Origin of the sequence: Chamaesiphon sp. VAR_48_metabat_135_sub, assembly GCF_031418915.1 — a bacterium.
In the GTDB taxonomy this organism is placed as follows: domain Bacteria; phylum Cyanobacteriota; class Cyanobacteriia; order Cyanobacteriales; family Chamaesiphonaceae; genus Chamaesiphon.
The window spans coordinates 1-23,919 of the sequence record NZ_JANOJV010000322.1 but is presented as its reverse complement, the minus strand read 5'-3'; the positions used below and the strand labels follow the sequence as shown (position 1 = coordinate 23,919).

Annotated in this window: 22 protein-coding genes; 1 reads left to right on the top strand and 21 read right to left on the bottom strand. The window is 40.9% G+C overall.

The features are described 5' to 3' along the window. Window positions 1–347 precede the first annotated feature (347 nt). Entirely contained in the window at window positions 348–896 is a 549-nt protein-coding gene (locus tag RMO55_RS21890) for a WcaF family extracellular polysaccharide biosynthesis acetyltransferase (RefSeq protein WP_310430246.1), read from the top strand. A gap of 131 nt (window positions 897–1,027) precedes the next feature. Here the strand turns inward: RMO55_RS21890 and rfbA are convergent, their stop codons facing one another. From rfbA to RMO55_RS21785, 21 genes are all read right to left on the bottom strand, one after another. Then, window positions 1,028–1,894: a glucose-1-phosphate thymidylyltransferase RfbA gene (gene rfbA, locus RMO55_RS21885; RefSeq protein ID WP_310430245.1), complete on the bottom strand. Its 867-nt coding sequence runs from the start codon at window positions 1,892–1,894 to the stop codon at window positions 1,028–1,030. A 227-nt stretch (window positions 1,895–2,121) separates the two neighbouring features. Next, window positions 2,122–3,189 carry a dTDP-glucose 4,6-dehydratase gene (gene rfbB, locus RMO55_RS21880; protein ID WP_310430244.1) on the bottom strand — a complete coding sequence of 356 codons (1,068 nt, stop codon included), beginning with the start codon at window positions 3,187–3,189 and terminating at the stop codon, window positions 2,122–2,124. A gap of 252 nt (window positions 3,190–3,441) precedes the next feature. After that, window positions 3,442–4,179 carry a class I SAM-dependent methyltransferase gene (locus RMO55_RS21875; protein WP_310430243.1) on the bottom strand — a complete coding sequence of 246 codons (738 nt, stop codon included), beginning with the start codon at window positions 4,177–4,179 and terminating at the stop codon, window positions 3,442–3,444. Window positions 4,180–4,594: 415 nt separating this feature from the next. Beyond that, window positions 4,595–5,359 (bottom strand): glycosyltransferase family 2 protein, encoded by a 765-nt coding sequence (locus tag RMO55_RS21870; RefSeq protein WP_310430242.1) that lies wholly within the window; start codon window positions 5,357–5,359, stop codon window positions 4,595–4,597. A 32-nt stretch (window positions 5,360–5,391) separates the two neighbouring features. Further along, window positions 5,392–6,303: a glycosyltransferase family 8 protein gene (locus RMO55_RS21865; RefSeq protein WP_310430241.1), complete on the bottom strand. Its 912-nt coding sequence runs from the start codon at window positions 6,301–6,303 to the stop codon at window positions 5,392–5,394. 72 nt (window positions 6,304–6,375) lie between these two features. Continuing rightward, window positions 6,376–7,566 carry a glycosyltransferase gene (locus tag RMO55_RS21860; RefSeq protein WP_310430240.1) on the bottom strand — a complete coding sequence of 397 codons (1,191 nt, stop codon included), beginning with the start codon at window positions 7,564–7,566 and terminating at the stop codon, window positions 6,376–6,378. Next, window positions 7,563–8,948, bottom strand: coding sequence for a hypothetical protein (locus RMO55_RS21855; RefSeq protein WP_310430239.1), 1,386 nt, complete (start codon window positions 8,946–8,948; stop codon window positions 7,563–7,565). Before RMO55_RS21855 ends, RMO55_RS21860 begins: the two co-directional genes overlap by 4 nt. Window positions 8,949–9,033: 85 nt before the next feature. Next, window positions 9,034–10,125: a glycosyltransferase family 4 protein gene (locus tag RMO55_RS21850; protein ID WP_310430238.1), complete on the bottom strand. Its 1,092-nt coding sequence runs from the start codon at window positions 10,123–10,125 to the stop codon at window positions 9,034–9,036. 13 nt (window positions 10,126–10,138) lie between these two features. Continuing rightward, window positions 10,139–11,278 (bottom strand): polysaccharide pyruvyl transferase family protein, encoded by a 1,140-nt coding sequence (locus tag RMO55_RS21845; RefSeq protein WP_310430237.1) that lies wholly within the window; start codon window positions 11,276–11,278, stop codon window positions 10,139–10,141. A gap of 313 nt (window positions 11,279–11,591) precedes the next feature. Further along, window positions 11,592–12,260, bottom strand: a complete 669-nt coding sequence (locus RMO55_RS21840) for a methyltransferase domain-containing protein (RefSeq protein ID WP_310430236.1) — start codon at window positions 12,258–12,260, stop codon at window positions 11,592–11,594. Beyond that, window positions 12,260–13,387: a glycosyltransferase family 1 protein gene (locus RMO55_RS21835; protein ID WP_310430235.1), complete on the bottom strand. Its 1,128-nt coding sequence runs from the start codon at window positions 13,385–13,387 to the stop codon at window positions 12,260–12,262. The genes RMO55_RS21840 and RMO55_RS21835 overlap by 1 nt, the downstream gene beginning before the upstream one ends. A 9-nt stretch (window positions 13,388–13,396) precedes the next feature. After that, complete coding sequence (locus RMO55_RS21830) at window positions 13,397–14,125, bottom strand: hypothetical protein (protein WP_310430234.1); 729 nt, start codon at window positions 14,123–14,125, stop codon at window positions 13,397–13,399. Between the two features lie 340 nt (window positions 14,126–14,465). Next, window positions 14,466–15,065, bottom strand: a complete 600-nt coding sequence (locus RMO55_RS21825; protein WP_310430233.1) for a class I SAM-dependent methyltransferase — start codon at window positions 15,063–15,065, stop codon at window positions 14,466–14,468. 1 nt (window position 15,066) lies between these two features. Next, window positions 15,067–16,035: a hypothetical protein gene (locus tag RMO55_RS21820; protein ID WP_310430232.1), complete on the bottom strand. Its 969-nt coding sequence runs from the start codon at window positions 16,033–16,035 to the stop codon at window positions 15,067–15,069. 86 nt (window positions 16,036–16,121) lie between these two features. Next, a complete protein-coding gene (locus RMO55_RS21815) occupies window positions 16,122–17,135 on the bottom strand; it encodes a glycosyltransferase (RefSeq protein WP_310430231.1) in 1,014 nt (337 codons plus the stop codon). A 92-nt stretch (window positions 17,136–17,227) separates the two neighbouring features. After that, window positions 17,228–18,262 carry a hypothetical protein gene (locus RMO55_RS21810; RefSeq protein WP_310430230.1) on the bottom strand — a complete coding sequence of 345 codons (1,035 nt, stop codon included), beginning with the start codon at window positions 18,260–18,262 and terminating at the stop codon, window positions 17,228–17,230. 6 nt (window positions 18,263–18,268) lie between these two features. Next, complete coding sequence (locus RMO55_RS21805) at window positions 18,269–19,693, bottom strand: MBOAT family O-acyltransferase (protein WP_310430229.1); 1,425 nt, start codon at window positions 19,691–19,693, stop codon at window positions 18,269–18,271. Window positions 19,694–19,745: 52 nt separating this feature from the next. Continuing rightward, the gene (locus RMO55_RS21800) at window positions 19,746–20,468 is read right to left on the bottom strand and encodes an FkbM family methyltransferase (protein ID WP_310430228.1); all 723 of its coding nucleotides are present in this window, start codon (window positions 20,466–20,468) and stop codon (window positions 19,746–19,748) included. After that, window positions 20,465–21,673 carry a glycosyltransferase gene (locus RMO55_RS21795; RefSeq protein ID WP_310430227.1) on the bottom strand — a complete coding sequence of 403 codons (1,209 nt, stop codon included), beginning with the start codon at window positions 21,671–21,673 and terminating at the stop codon, window positions 20,465–20,467. Before RMO55_RS21795 ends, RMO55_RS21800 begins: the two co-directional genes overlap by 4 nt. Before the next feature lie 4 nt (window positions 21,674–21,677). Then, entirely contained in the window at window positions 21,678–22,697 is a 1,020-nt protein-coding gene (locus RMO55_RS21790) for a glycosyltransferase (RefSeq protein ID WP_310430226.1), read from the bottom strand. 17 nt (window positions 22,698–22,714) lie between these two features. After that, window positions 22,715–23,919: glycosyltransferase (locus RMO55_RS21785; RefSeq protein WP_310430225.1), on the bottom strand; the 1,205-nt coding region annotated here is incomplete at its 5' end.

The window sequence follows — 23,919 nt, the reverse complement described above, 5'->3', positions numbered from 1 at the left end:
GAGCAGAAAAGGAAAATCAATGGACCGGATTATGCATTCTCACCAAAAGAATATGAACCATAAGGAATACAAGAGATTTGTATATATGGTACCCTCATTATCTAGATGGCTAACTATCTGGCTGACGAAAACCTCGAAAATTTATTTGTCGATCTTACTAAAGATCGCCATAATCGTTTAAATGCAAGGTTTTGAGCGCGAAATGAAATTCATGCTGAGAGTCTTTTGATATACTTCACCACTTATTACATTTTACTATAGTATTTCTACGAAATACTGTCTACCGGATCGGAATACAATTTATACATGAGAATTAATATTTTTCTGGCAAATCAGGGGAATTCGAGATGCGGTTAGATCGATACACAGTGGGTGAATATTCACCTGGGGCACCATTATGGAAGCAAGTGGCTTGGTATTACCTGGGATCGCCATTGGTGAGTAGCTACTGGATTGTAGGTTCTGGCTTTAAGTCCTGGATTTTACGTTGTTTTGGTGCCCGAGTTGGGGCGGATGTTAGAATCAAGCAAGGTTTAAAGATTAAGTTTCCATGGCGGTTAGTGGTAGGGGATTTTGTTTGGCTGGGTGAAAATTGCTGGATCGATAATGTGGCTTTGGTGACGATCGAGAGTCATGCTTGCTTGTCACAAGATGTCTATCTGTGTACGGGAAATCATGATTGGAGCAGTCCTTCTTTTCAATTGAAGGATACAGCAATTCATGTCGGTGAGGGGTGTTGGATTGCCGCCCGATCGATGGTCGGTCCAGGTGTAACCCTCGGACGGGGAGCTGTACTATGTTTGGGGAGTGTGACGGGCCGTTCCTTAGATCCAATGACAATTTATGCTGGCAATCCAGCACAGCCAATTAAAGAGCGACGAATGAGCGACGAATGATACTTCTCTAAAGCCTAAAATTCAGTTAGCGAAGTTTTTTTAAGCAGTCGATGCACTATCTAAAGTCATCGATTGTCCAACCGACTCAGAATTTTAGAGTAGTGCAGTTTGTGAGAATACATGCTGAAAGGCTATGTTGACAGTAAACTTAATATGTATTTACCATAATTACTTTTGCTCATTTTGTGGGCTAATTTACCAAGCTGCATCTCATCAATAAAGCCCATCCGATAGGCGATCTCTTCGATACAAGCAATCTTTAAACCCTGTCGTTGCTCGATCGTTTCGACAAACATCGCCGCTTGTAATAAACTCTCTGGGGTACCAGTATCGAGCCAAGCAAAACCCCGTCCTAACTGTTCTACTTCTAATTTACCCTGTTCTAAATACACCCGATTTACGTCAGTTATTTCTAACTCACCCCGTGCGGATGGCTGAATAGTTTTGGCAATCTCGACAACCTGTCGATCGTAAAAATATAATCCCGTTACGGCATAATTAGATCTAGGATGTGTAGGTTTTTCTTCCAGTCCAATTGCCCGTCCATCGGCATTAAATTCGACTACTCCATATCGGCCTGGATCTTTGACATAATAGCCAAAAATTACCGCTCCTGTATCTAGTGCAGCCGCCGATTGGAGCTGTTTACTTAAACCATCGCTATAGAAAATATTGTCACCTAAAATTAGCGCGACTCGATCGCCATCAATAAACTTTTCACCAATAATAAAGGCTTCAGCTAAACCATTTGGTTGAGATTGTTCTGCATATTCCAGCCTAATTCCCAGTTGACTACCATCCCCCAATAGTTTGTGAAAACCTGGTAAATCATGGGGGGTGGAAATAATTAAGATTTCCCGAATCCCTGCAAGTAGCAAGGTAGATAGCGGATAGTAAATCATCGGCTTATCATACACGGGCATCATCTGTTTGGACATTACTAATGTCAGAGGATGGAGCCGCGTACCCGAACCACCAGCGAGAATAATTCCTTTCATCTTAAGTTAATGCTCCTGTATATTAGCTAGGGTAGTAAGTGAATAGTGGATAGTGAATAGTTGATAGTGGATAGTAAATATAACAATCAACCTCACAGATATCGATCGTCTATTTATTGAGTAGCTAGGGAGTATTATCGAGAGGAATAGGTATAGAGCATCCCCCTTCAGTGAGAGGTAATTATCAATTATCAATTATCAATTATCAATTATTAATTATTGAATTATTACTTATTTAAGCCTAATCTTTCGAGATCGTATTTATCGGCAGTTACCTGTTGGCACCATGCTTGATTAGCTAGATACCAGCGGACAGTTTTTCGCAATCCAGACTCGATATCTTCTTGAGGTTGCCAGCCCAAATCGCGGTGCAATTTGGTAAAATCGATCGCGTAGCGACGATCGTGTCCGGGTCGATCGGTGACATAAATAATCGATCGATTGTGAGGAAGATGGGCCGATTCGGGTAAGAACTCATCCAAAATTTCACATAATTTATTAACTAACCAAATATTAGTCCGTTCTGCGCCGCCACCGACATTATAAGTTTCACCAGGTACGCCACAATTTAATACTAAATCGATCGCCCGACAATGATCTTCCACAAATAACCAATCTCGAATATTTTGTCCATCGCCATATATCGGCAAAGGTTTGCCCAAGATGGCATTGAGGATCGTCAAGGGAATCAATTTTTCGGGAAATTGATAAGAGCCATAGTTATTAGAACAATTAGTGATCAGAGTTGGCAATCCATAAGTGTGGAAATATGCCCGTACAAAATGATCGGAACTAGCCTTAGATGCTGAGTATGGGCTATTAGGCGTATAGGGCGTAGTTTCCGTAAAAGCTGGATCTGTGGGAGAGAGAGAGCCAAATACTTCATCAGTTGATATATGCAAGAATCTAAATTTATTTTGTCCTACTTTATCTAAAGATTGCCAATATTTTCGAGCTGATTCTAATAAATTAAAAGTACCAGTTACATTTGTTTCGACAAAATTAGCTGGACTATCGATCGATCGATCTACGTGAGTTTCTGCGGCAAAATTGACAATTGCCTGTGGTTGATACCGCTCTAAAAGGCTATCTACTAATTGGCGATCTCCGATATCACCTCTGACAAAAATATGTCTGTCATCCGACGCTAAATTTGCCAGCGTGACCATATTACCTGCATAGGTAAGTTTATCTAAATTGACAATCTGGAGATCTGGATTATCCTGCTGTAGATAAATAAAGTTAGCACCAATAAATCCGGCACCACCTGTAACTAAAATTACCGATTTTGTCATAAAATTTTCAGAAACTTATGGATAAATATTTTTTATTTATTAGCTCAGATCTTACCAGCGCATAGACATGAGTGAATTCTACAATCTTATAGTACCCATGATTGCGCTTCATATTGCCAAAAAAAGAAAGGGCACCACTAGAATGAGTGCCCTTTCCTTTTGTCCGGTACAGGTAAACTGTGTGACGGTGATTGGAAGATCTGCGAGACTCGATCGAACGAGACAGACTTTACATCTATTTTCTTTAGTTACTTATTTCTCGATCTTTCCAAATGCAAATAATTCTGATTTGATAAATTTTGGAGAAAATCTTTGGTAGATTACGCCAAAGAAATAGGCAATACTTGAAAACGAAAGATAGGATGGCTCGGCTTCATGACCATACACTACACTTTCAAGACCGTGCTTTTCCATCATGTTTTTTAATTTATGAATACTATTGCATTTATAAACAGTTGGAAAAACATCCTCCTGTTTTCTCCCGTCTTGGGCAAAAGCTACCACATTTGAGTGATAACTATTGGGAATGAGTGTTGCCGCGATCGCAATATAGCTCCATCGATTTGGAGTTCTCAGACATAAATAGCCACCATTCTTTAAGACGCGGTGAATTTCCACAAATAAACGATCTGGATCTGGAACGTGTTCTAACACATTATCGCAGACAATTAGATCGATGGAATTGTTGTCAACAGGCCAAGCATAAGCATCACCTTCTATGAGTCGAAAGTCATCTAAACAGGGGTTGTCTTTGGCATTTAGATCGAGATCGATGCCGATTAATTTAGCAGCTTTCCCCTTTAAAATTCTCAGATTTTTTCGGTATATTACGGGGTCTTCATTATACGCGCCCCTACCGCAACCAACATCAAGAACTACAAAAGAGGGATCGATCAGCGCATTAACTCTGCTAAAGAATGCTACCGTTCCATCAATATCTGTGAAACCACCAAATAAGGCTTCTGGATAAAATTTTTCTTTTTCCTTCATCGTGTCATCCTATTGTATATTTTTTACCTCACGATCGAGCTAAAGTGCAGTACTGTATTACTTTGTCCTGTAGTTTACAGTAGGCTAAACTGAATTTTACCGTATAATCTGATGGCGGATATGGGCTGATTGTAAAGTTTATATTTAATGACTCCATCTAGCATTAAGAGCAAAAGTTTTCGATGGTTGCTCTCTCTTGCAGGAGAATCGCCAGAACAATGGTGTAATAGACTGGACCCAGACAGAATATCAGATTGACAAAGGCAAGTTCGACAGGGAAAAGTAGTAAAAGCACGGTTTCGACGTAAGCTAAAAGTATGGAATCGCAGTATTCTCTGTCCTTTTCTGGCAGAACGAGAATAATTAGTTGTTTCGATTGGCTCATTCTATGGCTGTGTAGCCATTGTCAACCGAGTTAGCGCAGGTGTTCCGCTTCGATGATATGAATCGCCAGTAACAGCTCTGCTAGGGTTCTCTGGAAAGCATAATACCAGCCTTGCCAACCATCGAGAATTCCACGTTTGAGAATCAGACAGTAGATTAAAATAATCAAGGGGGCAAAGATTTTTCTTTTGCGAATTCGATCGCCCCAACTTAATTCTCGATCGGGTGTTTCTAAGAGTTTTTTAGCTTCGATGACCATATACCGATCTTGTGCCCAGAGCCAACGGCTGAGGGGTTTACGATCGTCATGATGGATATAAGCAGCAAGCTGACTCGATCGACCCTGAAGTTTTAGTAATTGAGTATGCCCATCGTCGATATATGTGGAACTATTAGTCCGAAATAAAGCTAATCGAGGTGGTAGGATTGTCCCTTGGAGGGGTTTGCCAAACACGCAGTATTTAAAGGGAATAAAGTAGCCATTAATGTCTGGATTGTCTACAGATTTAAATGTTTCGATGAGTGTTTCTGTCAGTACATAATCTGCATCTAAAGATAAAACCCATTCTGACTCAATCTGTGCTAGACCATAGTTCCATTGCTGAGTATGGGTATCAAATTTTCGTTGAAATATTTTAACTTGAGGATAAGACTTGAGAATTTCTAAGGTGCGATCTTCACTATAGCTATCGATCGCGATAATTTCTTTTGCCCAGGTGAGGGTCTGGAGCGTGCGCTCGATATTTGGAGCTTCATTATAAGTGAGAATGAGCGGGGTAATAGATTCGATCTTCATCTGCTATGGATAGATTTGGGATAGGTGAAATTTCAATTGAGATCGACTTTTTTTTGCTTGGATTGTTGCTTTAAGCAGTTATAATACGATCTACCCAGTCTCAAGGTTCTTGTTGTTCTATGAACAGAAAAGTCAAGGCAAGTTTTATAATTATTAAATGCTGTCTTAATTAAGATACTCTGAAATAGTGGATGATTCTTATGAATTACTTCGCCTAGAAAATCCCAAGGTTTTGGAGAACCAACAAAATGAAAAATACTATCTTTTAGATCGGGTGATATATACTTTGATGTTGGATACAAAGCATGATTATAGGACTTATCTAATTCGCAGAAGTTGTTTTTATAGAATACATAATTTAAGATAGCTTGGTCGGCATCAAGTATATAGGTATATTCATCGGCAAAATCAAAACATTTTTTAGTGATATCTGCTTGTCGCCAAGCATCTAAGTCCATTAGTATCACACCTGAATTGAAGTATTTGGCTTCTTGTTCTAGACCAATCGAACTAAAAAGTGTTCGATCTAGTGCACATTTCATAGTTGTTATACCTGAAGCCCCAATGATATATGTACCTAAATCCTTGAAAAAGAGAGAGCCTAGATCTTTGGCGATGACAAGATCGCTATCTAGATAGATAATTCTGGCTTCTGATACGATATTTGCGAGCATAATTCTGGCATACGCAAACTTATTTCCATGTAGTCCCCTAAACCTACTAAAAATGCGATCGTCAAAATTTATGACCCTTATTTCATATTTCCCATCAAACTGCACTAACGTCCTATGGATTTTGGCAATATCTGCCGATCGATAACCTTTTTGCAATAAATATATCCTGATAAAATGATGAGAGCTTTGCAACAGAGAGTACAGTGTTACATGCAATCCCACTTCAATATTTTTATCTGCACATAGTGCCACTGAGACAGTTGATGTCATTTAACGATCCTGGGTAATATTTTTGACTATATATTTAGGAGGATCGATTCAAATGATCTGACTATCTCAAAACTATGATGGGATTGGCGGTAGATCGAGCGTCGATCGATAAAATTGCACTAGATCTGTGGCAATCTTATCCCAAGTGTAGTTTTCGAGTGTAAACTGACGAGCGTGTGCTCCCATCAATTTGGCTCGATCTGGATCGGTTAAATATCGATCGAGTGCAGTGGTAATTGCATCGATATCGAGATCTGTCATGTAACCGAGATCGTTATCTCGAACGACAGTCGCCAAACCAACACCAGGAGTTAATAGCACTGGCGTACCGACAACCAAAGCTTCTAACACTGCAATCCCGAAATTTTCTGAGTGAGAGGTTAAGACAAATAAATCCGATCCTTGGATTAATAGATCTTTGTGTTCGCCTTCAACAAAGCCAACCATTTGAGTTCGATCCTCAATCCCAGATGTTACTAATAGAGCCTGAATTTCTGCTTCGTATGCTGGAGTTCCATTTCCGGCAATTACAAAGGTAAACCGCCGATCTCGGAGTTTCCCGAGTGCAGGAATTAGATAATCCAATCCTTTCTTGTAATGAAGTCGAGATAAAAACAGAATAATCGGTTCATCTGCGGGACAATTCAAGCTGTAACGGAGGAGATTAGCCGCATCTGGGATCTGGACTGGAATTTCTGTTAGAGCCAGTGGGAGGACAAATGTCGGCGATTTAAAGTTGAGAGCCAGGACATCATCTTGCTCTTGCTGACAGGTTAAATGGATCGATCGAGCACAATCGAGATTGGACCTTTCGATTAACTTCAGATAAGCTTGCTTTTTCTGCGTACTTTGCTGGAGCGACCATTCACAGAGCAAACCATGTGGTGTTATTAGATAGGGTACCCTTCGCAGTCGAGCAATGAACATCGCGATGGTAGAAGTGTAGGAAAATATGGCATGAACGTGGATCGCGTCATACCTAGCAATATTTTGGAACAGCCAAGTGGTAAACGATCCTGAAAAAGCAAATTCTCGAACTGCGGGAATTGAGGGCGAGAAGCGGGGGAAAAAGTACGTCGGGATGCGATCGAACAGCGTACACTCTCCCAGTGGTACATCCAGGAGATCGTCACCATCATCATTGGTTGTGGCAATTTCTACATCAATTCCTTGGACTTGTAAAGCATGAACCATATCGAGGATGGCTCGACTCGTGCCACCCCGTGCGGGGGAAATCGAGGGAATAACATGTAAAATCTTCACTGATATACCCCACCGTGCTGCTGCTCCTCATATTCTGCTTCAGCTTCAGCCATAGCATAACGAGTGCGGACTCGATCGACTTCTACTAGATACCCACCCATCAGTAAATAAGTCAAAAAAGCGATTAATGAAAATGTAATGTTCCCTAGTAAGAAAGCCTCAAAACAAGCACCGACGATCATCGATCCCAGTCCAGCAATTACTGTGCTACTTTGAAAAAAGTAATACGAGTTGCGATTGCTCAACCGATATAGTTCCCGCATGAGCTTCAAAGATTCCCATCCCACCATCATCATGGGAATAAATCCAACTAAACCAAGGTTGGCACCTGCGGACAGCCAAGAATTTTCACCGTAACCCATCCGATCTGCCCGTAGTGGTGCGCCGAATAGGGGATCTCTCATAAAGGAACCCCACAAAGCGTTCCAGACAGCTTCACGAGTATTCTCACCCGATGAGAAGCGAGCACTCACAGAAGAATTAATCCCCGATGATGAACTTACGGTATCTGGATCTGCAAATAGCAACAATAGTGCTCCGGATATGGCTATAAATAAGGCAATTCGTAACCAAGCTCCACCATTTTGGCGATAAAATAATAAAATTGAAATCGCACCCATCAGTAATCCTGTGCGCGAACCAGTCTGTAATAGAAAATACATCACCACAACTAGAACCAGCACCCAGAGAGCTTTAATATAATTCCATCTGGGGATGCTTTGAAACATAAACATTAAACACGGAATCGTTGCTGCTAATAATACGGCTGCGTGTTGAGGATTCCCTGTTGTCCCCATAAAACGGTTTTGGATAAATGATACAGGGAAGGGGTTGATATAATATTGATAGGAATTACCAACAACAAAAATTACCCCCGCCACCGCGATCGATCTGACCGCCATGTGAAAATTTTCATCATTCTCGAGCCATCGTCCTGGCCCCATTTTCAGCATAAACATAATTCCGCCAAACGTTACTCCTGATAATAGAGCGAATTCGACATTGCCGAAGACTAGTGTCTTGAAAAAGATGACAAATTGGACAAACATTAAGTACTTAATCGGCTTAGGAAAGATCCATCTTCGCCAATTATTTTGAGTTTGTAATGCTAAGAAAACTAGGAGCACCAGCAATACAATTGCCAACGGTCTACCGTAAGTCCGAATTGGCTGGAGCGGAAATACTAGCGCGGGTGGGATGGGGTTCCATCTATCCACAAACGTATTTAGCGATGAAGCAAAGCAACAAAGACTAAATAGAAACCAGGCCATGGGACGACTTTGACTGGCTTTGATTACCATCAATATGCCGATGGCAATGCCAATGATGCCACCAGGAGTCCCGAGGAAAGTAAACAGTTGATCGATAAAGGTTTTAGGCATACTTAATTTAGGGGACAGGGATTGGGGAATAGGGATTCGGGAATAGGGATTCGGGGACAATCCAAAATCCACAATCCTAACAGTCCTATTTATGACGATTGCCTCGATCTGGGGACTTTACGGCGGCTTGGAGTAGGGCTTGCCATCGATCGACCCAAATATTGGTAGCATAGGGTGCGGCTAGCTGTTGGGAGCGTTTGCCCCATTCTGGCAATTCGGCATGATGTTGATGGAAGGTGACTAGGGCTTGGGTGAGATCTGCCACATTCTCGTCGGAAATTACCAACCCGTTGTACCACGGACGGACAACTTCAACGCCAGAACCACAGACATCAGTACAAATAATTGGCAATCCAGCAGCGGCGGCTTCGACAATGGCTAATGGCCAAGGATCGAAGCGGCTGGGGAGGATAAAGGCACCAGCCGCTTCCCAGACTGGCTGCATTTCGGCGGGTTGCAAAAAGCCTCGATCGATAATACCTGGTTTTCCGGCTAGTTGAAACTTGAGATCGCCTTGACCGCAACAGACTAGATCCCAAGGCTCGTCAACTCGATCGCGATAAGCTTGATAGGCAGGGATTAAGATGTCGATCGCTTTGGCTGGGATATAACGTCCGATAAATAGAAAAGATTTCGGCCATTCTCCTGCCGATCGTTTTTTCCACAAAGGCACCCAACTATTGTAATCGATGCCGTATAGTCCCCGATCGATCCGATCGGCTCCAATCCCCAGTTTCCTGGCGTACTGCCAGCTTCGTTCTCCGGTAACGACCACTCGATCCATCCGTTGGAGATAAGAGCGCAGCACAAAAGGTGCCAATCTTTGTCGCCAATTATCCTTCCAGGGTGTATCCATCCCCATTACGAAGGCGGTATTTTGTAACTCATGTGTCGCGACTAATTGACTGTAGGGTTCGTGCAACCAGCCACAAACGACAATCACATCGGGACGCTCGGCGATGACCAGTTGCTCGATCGTATTTGCATCTTGTCGCGCCTGCAAATCGAGCAACCGACAGGGAATATCCTGCATCAATCGATCTCCAAAAGCGGTTTCTGTCAATGCTTGAAAGGCAATCACAAAGACATCCACTTCAGCGGACTCATGTAGAGCGCGCCAACAAGCAGCCATATAACCAGAGATATCCGACCAGCAAAATACAACCTTTAGTTTCATATTTACTTATAATTTAGTTGAAATCGGCAAGTTGGACAGCATTTTTATTAATAAGTAGCTTGCTGATATATTGTTTTTGTGAAATAGATTGAAAAGCACTGTTAATATTGCTGGTAGCCTTGCGTCGCAATAATTCTAGCGTCGATCGACTCAGCAATAATGGTTGAGGACAGACAGTTTTGGCAATCGATCGATCTAGAGAATCGACTAATTGATATCGATCGATGCTGAGAGCGGTGTCAATATTTAGATCTGTCAGAAGGTCGTTGCATTTGATGGCATAATTAACTGGGACACACGGAACATTAGCAATTAGCGCAAATACTAAGGCGTGAAATCTTGTAGAAATAAATAAGCTGCATTTTTGGAGATGTGAAAATATTACATCTGGCTGAGGCGAAAAGCTATGGTATTTTATCTGATGAGATCTAAAGAATGTTTTTGCAAATAAATCATCTTCAGGAGTGAATGGAATATGGACTATCTCCCATCCTCTCGCCCGATAAATTGAAATTACAGAGTTAAAATATTTGATATAAGCTGGGCCGATCCGATCGATATAGCTAATGATATCTGAATTATTGCTGCGATACCAATCGGCGAGGGGAGTGCCAGGTACAAAGCCTTTACCTCTCACCCATGTCATGAATAAGTTCAAGACATTAAATCCCAACACTTTTGGCTGACGGTGAGCATCGATACCGCGAGATAATGATTGAAAAGGGTAGGCAAACGCATTATCTGGCGTGTAAAGAATATCATCCTTGTGCAAAATCTCGGCAAGTTGTTGAACTTGTCTTTTACTCCGACATGAAATATGTGAAACTTGCTGTAAAAATTCTAGTGTTGATGCCGGAAAGTTCGCGACATCATCTGCAAAATTCATGCCTACTAAAGCTGTCATTTCTGGTCGATCGGCATTTCTTTTGGCAAGTTCCGTGACAATCGATTCAATACCTGTTGCACCTCCGGCACAGATTGTTAATTGACATTTGGGATAGTTCTTTAAGCTAAAGATATTTTGAAATCCAGATCGATATATAGATTGTTTAATACAATTTTTTACCGATAATCCTAGGGATTGGTCTCCGGTATTGACTCCATGAAAAGAACCGAGAATCGCTAGATCTGGAGGACGGATTACTTGCCGCATTAAATGATGTTTTTCATTTATTTTAGCGAAAGTTTGATGTCTTCTTCTACTTAAAGTAGCGAGGTTGGACCTTAGCATTATAGTCGATCGATACACTTATTCTTAGAATACCCAGGTCGATCGAGTTTCACACTATGTGCTGATAATAACAATCTGGTTTCCATTGAGGTAGGGGCAATTCATGAAGCGGCGGTTTTATTCGGAGGGAACCTCCGAATAAAAAAACCGACAAGACATTGCCCCTACCTCAATGTCCCGCGAATGGGCATAACATTTTCTCAAGAGAATCGGGGATGTGTCCTACTAGCGACAACTACTTCCGACATTGAATTCCCAGTTCATTTTGCCAGCGTTGTGGATTTTCCAAGTCCGCAAATTCGGCGATGCCAGAATCGCCAAACTGAGCGCGACGGACATCCTCAAAGCCAACTGCACTAAGTTCCCGCGCTAGGGACTTATAGTCCCACATCCACAAATGCTGACTACCACCGAGCCACTCCTTCAAAAATCCCTTAAAGTCGCGATGGCGATTTTCGATCCCCAGGTAAGTGACGCGCATAAATTCGAGTGCAGCATCTGGATCGGCAGAGTTAAGATATTGCTGGGACATAAATTCCAGATCTGGCAGCACAAAGCGGAATATCCCCCCAGGTGCGAGGTGCCGATAACAATTTTGTAGTGCCTTGCGCAGTTCTTCTAAAGTTAGATGTTCTAGCACATGAGAGCAATAGAGTAGTTTAACGCTCTCATCGGCGAGCGGTAATCCGGTGACGATATTGCCGTACTCGACATTGGCCGGAAAACGACCGAACTCGCCAGCAGGAACGAGCGAACCAATTACTGGGAGTTTTTGGAGCCGCAGGGTAGGACTGGCATCAAAATTTTGCCATTGACTGGGAGCGCAAAGTCCACAGCCAAATTGCACCAGTTGACCTGGGACGGTGGAGATATCGATCTTAGGATGATTATCGGTAATTAGCATTAGGAAAAAGTATGAAATGCAGTAACTAAACGATCGATACAACTCGACCAAGTATATATAGCTGCGTGGTGATGACCCCTTTGTATATATTCTTCCCGTAATTGGGGCATTCGGTCTAGATCTACCAAAATATCCACAATTGCTTCTGTCTGAGTAGGATCGACCACAATCCCCGCGTCGCCGACAATTTCGGGTAAGGATGCGCGATCTGATACTACCGCTGGAATCCCTGCCGCCATTGCTTCTAATGCGGGAATTCCAAATCCTTCATAGGGCGACAGGAATAGTAAGGATGACGCACATCGCAGCAATCGGGGTAAGTCTGAATCTGAAACCATCCCCAACAAGGTAATATTGGGATGCTCCTGGACGGCGGCGACATAATTAGATTCAGAATTCCCCGCAACAACTATCTGTAAGTCGCTTTGGCGGTCGCGGAGTACCCGCGCAACGGCTAAAACATCATCTGCACCCTTTTTCTCGCGCAAGCCACCCACAATGATGATATAGGGTAACTCAGTGGGTCGATCGAGTCTCGCTAGATCGACTTTGGCAATCTCAAAGAAGGCAGCATCGACACCATTGCCAATTACTTCAATCTGCTTGGGATTTGCACCCAATAAATCTACCATCCGTTGCTTAGAGAACTCGGAAACCGTAAACACAACGCGACAATCGGTGAGAGCTTTGCGCACCCATCGCCCCCATTTATAGGCAAACCAGCGATGTTGCCAGGTGTGAGACCACGGTAAATCTGGCTCGAAGGCCTGAATATCGTGGAGAGTCACCGCGACTGGAGACTTGGTGACGGGGATATAGGTTTGCATGGGTGCATAGAGCCAATCTGTACCGTCGGGGACATATTTGTCCATGCGCGGAAATCCTACTAATTTCCACGTCCGCTCGGTGCTATTTTCGGCAGTGGGAAAGGTGGTAAATGGGAGTGGTGATAATGGCGAACGCGGATCTAATCGTCCATCAGCAGTCAACCACTGTTGCGAAAATAAAAGTTTTAGGGCTATTTCATCTCGATCTTGTAGACCTAGCAATATTTGATTGATATGTTTGCCAATTCCCGTACAGGGAACATAGGTGCTAACCGGATGAATATAAGAAACGATATTCATAATAGATGCCTAAAACTGGTATTCTCGCTCGTAAAATTTGAGGATGCGATCGAGTAAGAAGTAACGAGGGCCTTGACCGATTCTCAATAGTAGCGATTGAAATGCGCTAATTGGTTTCTCTGTTGCTCGCGGCTTTTTCGCCCATGTACCTCGCCCGTGCGAAACGTACTCTTTGTCGTCTGGATTTAGTAAAATAGTCGTGGAATTATAATTCCATTTGGGATTAATTGTCTCGACTATTGGCGAGTTTTTAGCTAAGTTGATCACATGACCATTTTCAAACAAATTTCGATCGGATTTTGGCAGCATCGCGTTGGGAATATCCGCTCTGAGTAAAAGCTGTTGGAAGAACTTAACCGATTGTCGATCGTTGACAACAATAATTACCCCTGCATTAAATTTGCCAGAACCCTCTCTACTCATATAGACAAATTTATCGTCGCGGAATAAAGTATCGATCGGTGGTGTATAGTCGAGAATTAAAGCATCTCCGTCGATAAAAAAGATATTTTTATACCCTTTTTCCAATGCTCTTAAAATAATTGCCACTTTCGCCCAAGAAGAGTTACATCCCGATATACCACCAGGCGGCGATTTTGTAAAGGCAATATATTTGTATCCCTGACTATCGGCATAGGCTTGATGGCTATCGAGACAATCCTTGAAGATCTCATCATAGCCATTAGTTGCGACTGTGAATAATAATGTATCTCGATCGGCTGATTCCAGTTGCGGCATAGTCTAAAATCTCCAATTAATTTAATTAATACTGCCTAGCTATACTTAATGTACCCACAAATTCCCTAAAGAAAACCCACATTCAGCACTTTGATTGTTAACAGGCAAAGTACAGGAAACTCCAAGGCTGTTAGAGATTTTTCAAAAGTTATTTTTGATACATACAACTGAGTATATATTCCTGAAATCTTTTTCATCTTCTTACTCTTACGCTCTTGTCAAGAATTGATAGGAGTGGGATTGGAGGGTTAGAAGCAGGGAGACTTGACGCGAGTTTTTGGGTGTCAAACTATACTTGGGTAATAGCTCCTAATGTATAATCTAAAACCTCAAGCCATAATTAATTTTTTTTGACGATAGTCAATGTATCGATAGATTCCACAAATGAAAATCGATTGTCTTTCAAGATAACTTCCTGTGTGAATATTTCCGATCCACACTGGTTAGAATTTAGACTGTCATGCAAAGCAACTATGCCATTAGGCTTAACACAATCGCTCCAAGCCTGCCAGTCTTCATTGATGCCCTCATAAGAATGATCGCCATCAATGAATAAAAAATCGACAGGAAGATAAGGCTTAACCCGTGCTTCTGCTGGGGCAAATTTACCAAGATTTTCGATCCACACAACTTTAGCTCGATTAACTTTTGCTACCTCCGCGTGAGCTATTCTTCTAATCCAGCCAAACCCCAATAGTCCAAACAAACTTCGGGTATAGGGATCGATCGCTATCACAACTCCATCCTCAGCGACAACACTTCTGAAGGCTCTAGTATTCACAGCCTCAAATGTACCAATTTCCGCAATTACATGTTTGCCTGTGGCATGTTTAAGTAAACATGCTCTTTCTTGCTCAGATGTTTGTGTATATGCAGAATCTATGCCTAACTTATACTTGAAATAATGTCGAATGTTAACGGGAGAATATTTAATGTTCATATCATTGCTTTGATTTGAGTGAATGATACAGGAAATTTATATTTTTTTGAGAAATTAATTTCTTGATGAGTATTCTTGGCATTTTGATCGAAAATATAACAATATAATAGCAGAACAATGACAATGATGTTGCATGTTTTTTACTGAATGAAAGTAAAAGATATTGATAAGGTAGAAAATCTGTTGATTTATACCCTGCCCAATGAATCAATACAAGCTGTTTTTTATGATCTAGTCCACCATAATCCCATAGATAGTATTTACCTTCACTCTGATAAATTTTTCCAGACTGACGCGCCCACCCATTTTGACAAATATTGCCGATGACTTCAGCAAAATGTCCGGATCTTAGTGGTTTGAGATCGCAACAGTAATTGATAAATGCTTGATCGGTATTCCGCTCGTTAAGTTGTCCACGAATCTTTAATGCATCGGCAGCTAGTTGTTCAAATTCATCGATCGAGAATAGCCCCTTTCGCGCCGCCCACCGTCCAGAATTAAAGCCTCGTCCTTTTCCTGCTCTCAATAGCTGCTGACGAAATTCGCCTGGTTCGTATACCTGGTTAATCGCACAGTCATAATAAAGGAAGTCAAAATTAAACTCATCTAAAGCGGTAATTAAGGGCGTGAGATCGCTCAAAATAACTTGCCGGACATCCAAGTACATAAAGCGGTCTAATCTACCCCAGAATGCCGCATAGCGTCTGAACCAATATGGGCCAGTGGGAGTATGACCGAGTTCAAAAGCTTGCCCGATCGATTCTAATCGATCGAATGAATCATCAACATACAATTCAAAGTTGTATTTCTCTTTGAGCTGGAAGATTCGATCGCAGTTATCATTAAATGGAATCAGAATTAGAAGTAAGTCTGGATTGAATTTTCTAAAACTATTCAGGAACGCGATCGCCCAATCATAAACAACATCATTTGCTGAGAAATATACACCAATTTTTAGCTCTAGAGACATTGCCAAAGTAAGTAATAAGTTACGTAGTTACGTAGGGTGTGTTAGGCGAAGCTGTAACGCACCAAAAGCAGAAATGAGCTGTACTGCTAGATCCCCGACTTCTTGAAGAAGTCGGGGATCTGTCCCAACCAGATTGGTAAACTTTTAAGTTTTGAAAACAACACCTCGGCGCGTTGAGAACCAAATAAACGCACTATAATTGGATAAGGATTTTGTCCCACAATACATGTTTTGGGAGCCAATTGACGAGCGGTATCAAAGTAAAGATTGGCTTCCGTTACCGCACCTTCTCGCAATACACCTCTGCCATATCGCCACAATCTTTGGGCGAGAATAGTACTAACTCGATCGGTCAATGGTTTACCTGTTTGTTGTTTAATGAGCGTGATATGTTTTTCGATCGCATTGTAATGAACCATCGCACTTTTTTTTGTATAAGCGTGGTTGCTAATCCGATCGGGATCGGTATATTCTCGGTACTGATAAACTGGACGAGCATAGTGGACAAATTCCACCCCCGATAATACCAATCGTAAGTGTAAATCGTGTTCTTGACCGCGAGTTAAAGTGGGATCGAAACCACCGATTGCTACTAAGTGGGCTTTCTGGTGCAGCGGGCACGATGTCAGCGGACAATGCGCTAATATGTGCTCGATCGGATCTACAGTGGGTTGACGGGGCTGGAAGGCATAACTGGGAAGCGGATTACCTTGTCGATCGATCCTAAGTGCATCACCATAGACAATCTCTTGGCGATCTATTGCTAATTTACTCGCTTCAATTACCTGACGCTCGATACAGTCTGAGAGCAAAATATCGTCAGCATCGAGGAATTTGATATATTTCCCCCGTGCTAATGCAATACCTCTATTTCTAGCTGTCGGTGCGCCTTGATTTAGTCCACTTTCCCACTGAATTTTACCGCCAAAGGAACGAAGTATCTCGACACTACGATCTTTAGAACCGTCGTCAACAACGATGATTTCGACATGGGGATAAGTTTGATTAAGGGCACTATAGATCGCTTCCTTTACAAAGGCTTCATTGTTATAGCAAGGCATCACGATCGATACTAAAGCATCCGGTTCGATATCCCTCATAAATTCATAAATTTTTAATAGTAAATACAATCGATTTTAAAATTATGCTCATTTAGGTAGGGGCAATTCATGAATTGCCCCTACCTAAATGGCTATTTAGGTTTCGTCGCGCTCAAACTAGGTAATTGCGCTTGCAGATGAGTCAACCAGATCTTCGTAAAGGCGGCTTTGTCACGCATATCTAAATGAGAGGTATCGGCAAGTTGGAAAGTAGCTAAATCGGGATAATTAGCAAAATGTACCGATTTGAGTTTAAACTGATTCATCCACGGCTGCCAATATCGATCGGGTGGATAGATTTTACGTTCAAATTTCCAGCGATCTTCAGCAACGGGCATTCTCACAAAGATAACTTTACCACCCCGCTGTTGAAATTTTTCAATTAGTGGTTGCCAATGTTTAGTCTGCGCGAACCAAGTTTCAAACGGTGCTGATGGTTCTTGAGCACCATTTTGAATATCTTTTAATCTACCAGCGTGAAGTGTTTGCAGTGCTTTAGGATCGGCACGAGCATAGTCGGTTAGTTGTTGTCGATCGCTCAGAGTTTTGGTGTAAAAAGGTACGGGAAGTTTACGTTGGCTGGCGAGATTTCCCCATAACCGCAGCGAACTACTTTGAGGATTTAAAAACACAAAATGACTCTGAAGCCATGTTGACATACTCCGATTTAGTTGTCGATTAATTGAAAAGCTATCATAACAATGATTAACAAATGGCAACTGATCGTTATTCTGAGAAGACAAAGTTCCCTCAGTCTCATCAATAATCGCAATTCCTCGATAATTAGTTTTATCAACAATATTCTGGAATACTGGATAGGAGCTACCTTTACCAGATTGAGCTAAAAGCACCGCTTTTTTATTGGGGTATCGATCGTAAAAAGTAGCTAGATCTAATCCTGCTTGCATTCGCGACGCACCCAAAAAGACAACATCTTCACTGCCTAAGTCTCGAACTCTCGTGTAAACATCGCAGAATAAATCGGCATCGCTAACAACTGAAGGCTGATGTTTAGCTTGCTTGAGTAATGTTTCATTAACACCTAGAGCCGCAATTAATAGGATTGGGGTTAGGATACCAATTTTCGACCATTTAATGGTTTTAATATTTTGACCTTCCGCATTCATAACTAACTAAAATTGAAAATAAATGAACGATCGATCTTCACCTGGTAGAGTTGCAATCGCATAAAGCATCACCGCCAAGCCAGAAGAGACTAACCACCAGGGTAATTTCGCGACAATATCTTCCAAGGTTCGATCTTTTAATAACCAATGGATACCAAAGATAATTATCATCAGCCCACTCGCCGTCAGAATAGATTTCCCATCCAATAGTAAAGTTGCCGACTTCGATGAAAATGTGAGCATTGCCATTAAGATCGTAGTAGCTTGCTCGAAAGAAGTTGCACGGAAAAACACCCAAGTAAAACAGACAAGAATAAAGGTTAATATTGCTAGCAAAAATTTGACAATTGGGCGTTTCCAAATCGAGTAATGTCCGAGAGATTTGGTCAATAATCGCTCGCCAATTAGGTATAAACCATGCAAACCACCCCAAACAACGAATGTCCAAGCAGCTCCATGCCATAAGCCGCCTAATAGCATGGTAATCATTAGATTGAATTGGGTGCGAGTATTTCCTTTGCGGTTTCCGCCCAAAGGAATATATAAATAATCTCTCAACCAAGTTGATAGCGAAATATGCCATCTCCGCCAAAAATCTGAAAATCCAATTGCTGCATAGGGAAAGTGAAAATTTAGAGGGAGAACAAATCCTAAGCACAAAGCGATCCCAATCGAGCAAGTAGAATAACCAGCAAAATCACAAAAAACCTGTCCTGTAAAAGCTAACGTTCCACCCCAAGCTGAAGCAAAGTTGGGAATTCCTTTAGCTGAATACAGACTTTCCACAATTGGTGCCAATATTCCATCTGCAACCACAACTTTCTCAAACAAACCTAAAGTTGCAAGGCTCAATCCCCAACAGAAATTACTAAATATAAATGGTTGTTTGCGATCGCACTGACTGATAAACTCATCTGCTCTGAGAATTGGTCCAGCCACAAGATGAGGGAAAAAAGCTAAATATAGCGCATAATCAAGGAGCGAAGCTGAAGCTTTACTTTTACCAAAGTAGACATCGAGAGTATAAGATACAGTCTCAAATGTGTAAAAAGAGATGCCAATTGGTAAAATAATATCGAGGTGGGCTGGCTGATAATTAATCCCAATGGCGTTGACTGAATTGGTAAAATTGTCAAGTAAAAAATTACCATATTTAAAGAAGCCCAGTAAGCCTAAATTGATAATTAAACTAATAATTAACAATAGCTTTTTTGGAGCTGGCTGTATGGCTCGATCGATTAGTTTGGCAAACCACCACCCCACAAATGTCGAAAACAAAATCAGTACCACAAATGGTGGATTCCAGGCTGCATAAAAAATATAACTAGCTATGAGTAAGAATAGCTTGCGAGTAGTCCAGAGTGGCAACAGATAATAGCCAACTGTAACAATACAGAAAAATACAAAAAACGTATAAGAATTAAATAGCATTTAGTAATAAAAACAATTAAAAAGTTATTCAAATATTATTAGCTATAACTATCTAAAGTCGCGTAAATATTTGAGTTGGATGAACATATGCACTCAGCTTGTAACCTTTTGGCAACAGATAATTTTCGATCTTCCCTAAATCTTCATCCGTCCATGCTTCAATACTAATAACCTTAGGATAATAACGTTCTATGTCGAAACTTATTAACACATTAAAGTCATGACCTTCACAGTCAATATTCATGTAATGAATACTTTTATCTGAAAATGGAGAAGATTCCAAAATCTTGTCTAGGCGAGTTGTTTCTAAAATAACAACTTTGGTTGGCTCTTGACCGAGAATAGAAAGGTGTTCCGTTGATTCGAGAGGGAAAAGTTGATTGGTTGCTCTAGACGGATAACAAGCAAACTTTAATTTTTCGACCTTGTCAGATACTGCCGCTACAACATTAAAGTCACTAGGACGCGACTCGATAAATTCGTCGATTTTATCAGGATCTATATCAATATTTATCCCTTGCCATCCTCGTTTATGAAGCAACAGTGTATTTGAAAAAGTGATTGGGTTGAACGATCCAACATCGAGGTATATTCCATCTTGAGGATCGAGATTATCCAAATACTTTGAAATTACCACGTCTTCACCAAATTGTGAAAATGAGTACTTCATTTGTCTAATTTCATCTCTTTCCCACATTTCAGGTTTGCCACCTCTGAGTAATGAGAAAATTTTTGAACTTAAAATAGCTAGGAGTCTACCAAAAAACTTTTTCATTTTTTCTTAATTTGTTGGTACATATTCCATAAGAGAGGATAATTTAAAGCAGTCCGGTACATGATACCTTGACTGCTTCTCTCAAAATTAAGAGATTGCTTAACAGCATTTGTTTTTCTGACGGTATCGACTGCGATTCCACCGACTATATCATTAATCGATTTGCTTCTATCCATCCAATTAAACTTTTCTTCTGCATGGCGACGAACAGCCTGTTTTAATTCTCGAATACGATCGAATTGTCCAGCCTGAAAATCCAATATTTCCGTCAGACTTTGAATATTTGGCGCACATTGCGGCCAGTAATAGCCATCATTGCGACTCCACAATCGATCGATCTTGGCAACAGATCCCAGCCCTTCAGTGATAAATTCATTCATGGGTGGATTGTCGCAAGTCACTACCGCCAATCCACAGGCTTGAGCTTCAATTAGTGGTAAACCCAACCCCTCTAATCGCGATAAACCTAAATATACATCGCCCAAATGGTATAGTCCTGGAGCTGTAACAGTCTGTTGAATACATTCTAGAGAGCCTTTATCTTGTAGCTCCTGAATCATTTTTGATTGGGTGGGAAGTGCCTCAAGGAGATTAGCTTGACTATGAATAATTAGCTTTGCAGGTTTAGTAATATTTTTAAAAGCTGCAATGATGAAATCGGTTCCTTTGCGCTGGGGACTGTACCCGCAGGAATGAAAGAATGTAATTTTGTCTGGATTGCAAGGCTCGAAACTTTTAGGTTTAAACAGCTCTAAATCTGTTCCCCAGGGAACGTAAAAAGCTTGCGGATGCCAGTCAAAAGCTGAATAATGTCGATGAGTATTGCAGATTAAAAAGTCGTAAGCAGCAAAAAATGGAATGGTTTTTTCAGTGTAATAATCGATGTAGGCTCCTGTTTTTACGCCTAGATCGAGACACCAACCTAATGGCTCCCACCAATGTTGTTCGTTAAAGAAAACAAGATCGATCTTTTTCTCTTTAATCCAGGTTTCAAAATCTTGACGATCGATCGCAGTAGCGACGGGTAAATTACTAGATTTCCCCCAAGTTACATTAGCATCATCCCAAACTGGATCGCCTTTTCGATCCTCACCCGATCTAGCATAGACAAAAACATTATGCTGCAAGCTAAATGACTGACGATATTGCAAGGAGACGTAACCCGCACCTCGCTCAAACCACATTGTGACGATGCCAATATTCATAATATTAAATGAATCTCCTCTTAATTGAACTTAATAAGCGACGGCTCCCAAACCGAAATGTATCAATGACTTTGGTATGACTTTCTTGTCTGCTACAGCGTTGTAAATATTCTCGATCGAATGGATCGTTTTCAGGGGATTCGCTGGGTAAATATTTTTCAATTATCTGTTTAATCTGTTTGGCGCGATCGCCAAAAGAGTGGTGACGAATTACTGATTCATAACCATGATTGGCGATCGTATTTCGTTCGATCTGATTTTCTAAGTAGTAAGCTATTTTGGATTTCAAGTCCTCAATATCCACAGCTTCAACTAGATCTACACCAGATTGAAATGGATTTTCAGCAGACAAGGTTTCTGTTAATAGAAACCCTTTACAAGCTAGTGTTTCATAAACTCTAGTTTCCGTATCTAAAAAATCTTCGCCATGAATATTCAGTACGATTTTAGCACGGTTAATTAACTTAACCATATCGAGACCGAAAGCGTTTCCGGTCTCGATTTTAAAGCTCTGAGCTAGTTCGTCGATGATTTTCTGTCTGCGCGGTAATAACGTACCAATAAACAGTACATCAATGTCTTTTTCAATTCCATTAATCGGTTGATGAAAACAGGGATCGATCGAACTGAGGAATAAACTCAATCGATCTTTTGCTCGCCAACCTTGAGCTAAAACTGAATCGATACAGGGTAAAGATCTAAAAAATATATGCTCGAAGAGATCGGACTTTAGTAAGTAATGCTGATCCAGATTGCGAGGAACGAGTTCTGTAAATAACAAAAACTTGGGACGGTTAATTGCGGTGAGGATTTCTAGCGGAATTAGGTACCCACAACCTCTTTGCAATAAGACTGCATCAAAATCATTAGTTATATTTAGTAAGCTGTTTGCAAGAGAATAAGCATTCTCTTGATAATCGACACAGATTGTTTCGATTCCATGTTCGTGAAGAGATCGATCGAGGAAAGTTTCAAACCCCCAACCAACGTTAGCCTTAATCTTATTAATATAAAGTAGTTTCATTTGACAGAAATAATAACTCACAGAAATTCTAAAGCTTTGCAGATTGCTAATCTATTATTTTCAGCATTATAATCGCTTAAAAACTGGCTGTACTTTTCTTCGTTAATGGTAAAGTTATGAACGAGATTTATTATTTCTTTAGCAATTATTTCGGGATCTTCAGGTACAATTGCCTCCCAATCATAGGTTCTGACAACTTTTTCCATTAAATAACCACTATTGACTAGGATCGGTTTTCTCAGTTCGATCGCTTTTGATAAAATATTGCTACTGCAAGAATGATCTTTATATTGCAGATAAATCAGATCGGAAATAGCTAGTAACTTATTAAATTCTGTTTCGTCAGGAATATAGTAATCTAGATCGATATATGAGTTGGTGGAGAAATTTAATAGTAATTTTTGAATGTACTCAATTTCTGCCGTAGAATAACCTTGCTTGGGAAAACGACCGACGACCAGAATAAAATACTCACTACTATCTAGTTTCCGAGCTGATTCCAAGAAGAGCTTGAGATTTCGCTTTGGTAACAAAGACCCAATCGTCGAAATAATCTTTCGTCCCCCCGCTAGATTTTGAATTCGATCTGCAATTTCAGACTTTTCACTAATCTCGACATCTACTATTTCTGGGAAAACTAGAAACTTTGATTGTTTAAACCGTTTCTCAAAAAAGTTTTGATAGATGGGATGGAGTGCCAGTACAGCTTTACAAGATGGTAATGCAAATAGTTGTTCGGAAGCAAATCTTTGACGACTTTTATGTTTGCCGATCGAGATTGCTGCTTGATAGGATGGCTGAATAGATAGAGCGATCCAACTATTTGGTAAGAATATTTTTGCCAACCAAAGCGGAACAGCAGGAATAGCTGAATCAGCATGAGCAAAAAAAACTGGGATTTGCTTGCCAATTTGTTTAAATAAACTTTTGGCACAGAGTGGCGTTCCAATTGACAAGTACTGAAAAGGGGACTCGATCGATAATTTTAGCAATATATTATCGATCGCGGCTACAACTTTCAATAAAATCTTATCGATTGACGATAATTTAACATCTAGTATTTGGCAATTTTGTAAATTCATATCTGCCATCCACTGACGCAGTGCCATATTATCTGCACATACCGCATAAACAAAGTAATTATCTTTGTTTAAAGTAAGTAAGATATTTTTAAAGTATATTTCATGATGTCCTTTCCATGTAGAAACATCAATTAACAAAA

What these genes read in the sequence shown, in the direction of transcription:
- RMO55_RS21825 (WP_310430233.1), bottom strand. Translation starts at nt 15,065, where the DNA reads ATGAACATTAAATATTCTCCCGTTAACATTCGACATTATTTCAAGTAT.
- RMO55_RS21820 (WP_310430232.1), bottom strand. Translation starts at nt 16,035, where the DNA reads ATGTCTCTAGAGCTAAAAATTGGTGTATATTTCTCAGCAAATGATGTT.
- RMO55_RS21835 (WP_310430235.1), bottom strand. Translation starts at nt 13,387, where the DNA reads ATGAATATCGTTTCTTATATTCATCCGGTTAGCACCTATGTTCCCTGT.
- RMO55_RS21800 (WP_310430228.1), bottom strand. Translation starts at nt 20,468, where the DNA reads ATGAAAAAGTTTTTTGGTAGACTCCTAGCTATTTTAAGTTCAAAAATT.
- RMO55_RS21875 (WP_310430243.1), bottom strand. Translation starts at nt 4,179, where the DNA reads ATGAAGGAAAAAGAAAAATTTTATCCAGAAGCCTTATTTGGTGGTTTC.
- RMO55_RS21890 (WP_310430246.1), top strand. Translation starts at nt 348, where the DNA reads ATGCGGTTAGATCGATACACAGTGGGTGAATATTCACCTGGGGCACCA.
- RMO55_RS21815 (WP_310430231.1), bottom strand. Translation starts at nt 17,135, where the DNA reads ATGAGGGATATCGAACCGGATGCTTTAGTATCGATCGTGATGCCTTGC.
- RMO55_RS21805 (WP_310430229.1), bottom strand. Translation starts at nt 19,693, where the DNA reads ATGCTATTTAATTCTTATACGTTTTTTGTATTTTTCTGTATTGTTACA.
- RMO55_RS21795 (WP_310430227.1), bottom strand. Translation starts at nt 21,673, where the DNA reads ATGAATATTGGCATCGTCACAATGTGGTTTGAGCGAGGTGCGGGTTAC.
- rfbA (WP_310430245.1), bottom strand. Translation starts at nt 1,894, where the DNA reads ATGAAAGGAATTATTCTCGCTGGTGGTTCGGGTACGCGGCTCCATCCT.
- RMO55_RS21855 (WP_310430239.1), bottom strand. Translation starts at nt 8,948, where the DNA reads ATGCCTAAAACCTTTATCGATCAACTGTTTACTTTCCTCGGGACTCCT.
- RMO55_RS21810 (WP_310430230.1), bottom strand. Translation starts at nt 18,262, where the DNA reads ATGAATGCGGAAGGTCAAAATATTAAAACCATTAAATGGTCGAAAATT.
- RMO55_RS21840 (WP_310430236.1), bottom strand. Translation starts at nt 12,260, where the DNA reads ATGCTAATTACCGATAATCATCCTAAGATCGATATCTCCACCGTCCCA.
- RMO55_RS21790 (WP_310430226.1), bottom strand. Translation starts at nt 22,697, where the DNA reads ATGAAACTACTTTATATTAATAAGATTAAGGCTAACGTTGGTTGGGGG.
- RMO55_RS21865 (WP_310430241.1), bottom strand. Translation starts at nt 6,303, where the DNA reads ATGACATCAACTGTCTCAGTGGCACTATGTGCAGATAAAAATATTGAA.
- RMO55_RS21870 (WP_310430242.1), bottom strand. Translation starts at nt 5,359, where the DNA reads ATGAAGATCGAATCTATTACCCCGCTCATTCTCACTTATAATGAAGCT.
- RMO55_RS21845 (WP_310430237.1), bottom strand. Translation starts at nt 11,278, where the DNA reads ATGCGGCAAGTAATCCGTCCTCCAGATCTAGCGATTCTCGGTTCTTTT.
- RMO55_RS21850 (WP_310430238.1), bottom strand. Translation starts at nt 10,125, where the DNA reads ATGAAACTAAAGGTTGTATTTTGCTGGTCGGATATCTCTGGTTATATG.
- rfbB (WP_310430244.1), bottom strand. Translation starts at nt 3,189, where the DNA reads ATGACAAAATCGGTAATTTTAGTTACAGGTGGTGCCGGATTTATTGGT.
- RMO55_RS21830 (WP_310430234.1), bottom strand. Translation starts at nt 14,125, where the DNA reads ATGCCGCAACTGGAATCAGCCGATCGAGATACATTATTATTCACAGTC.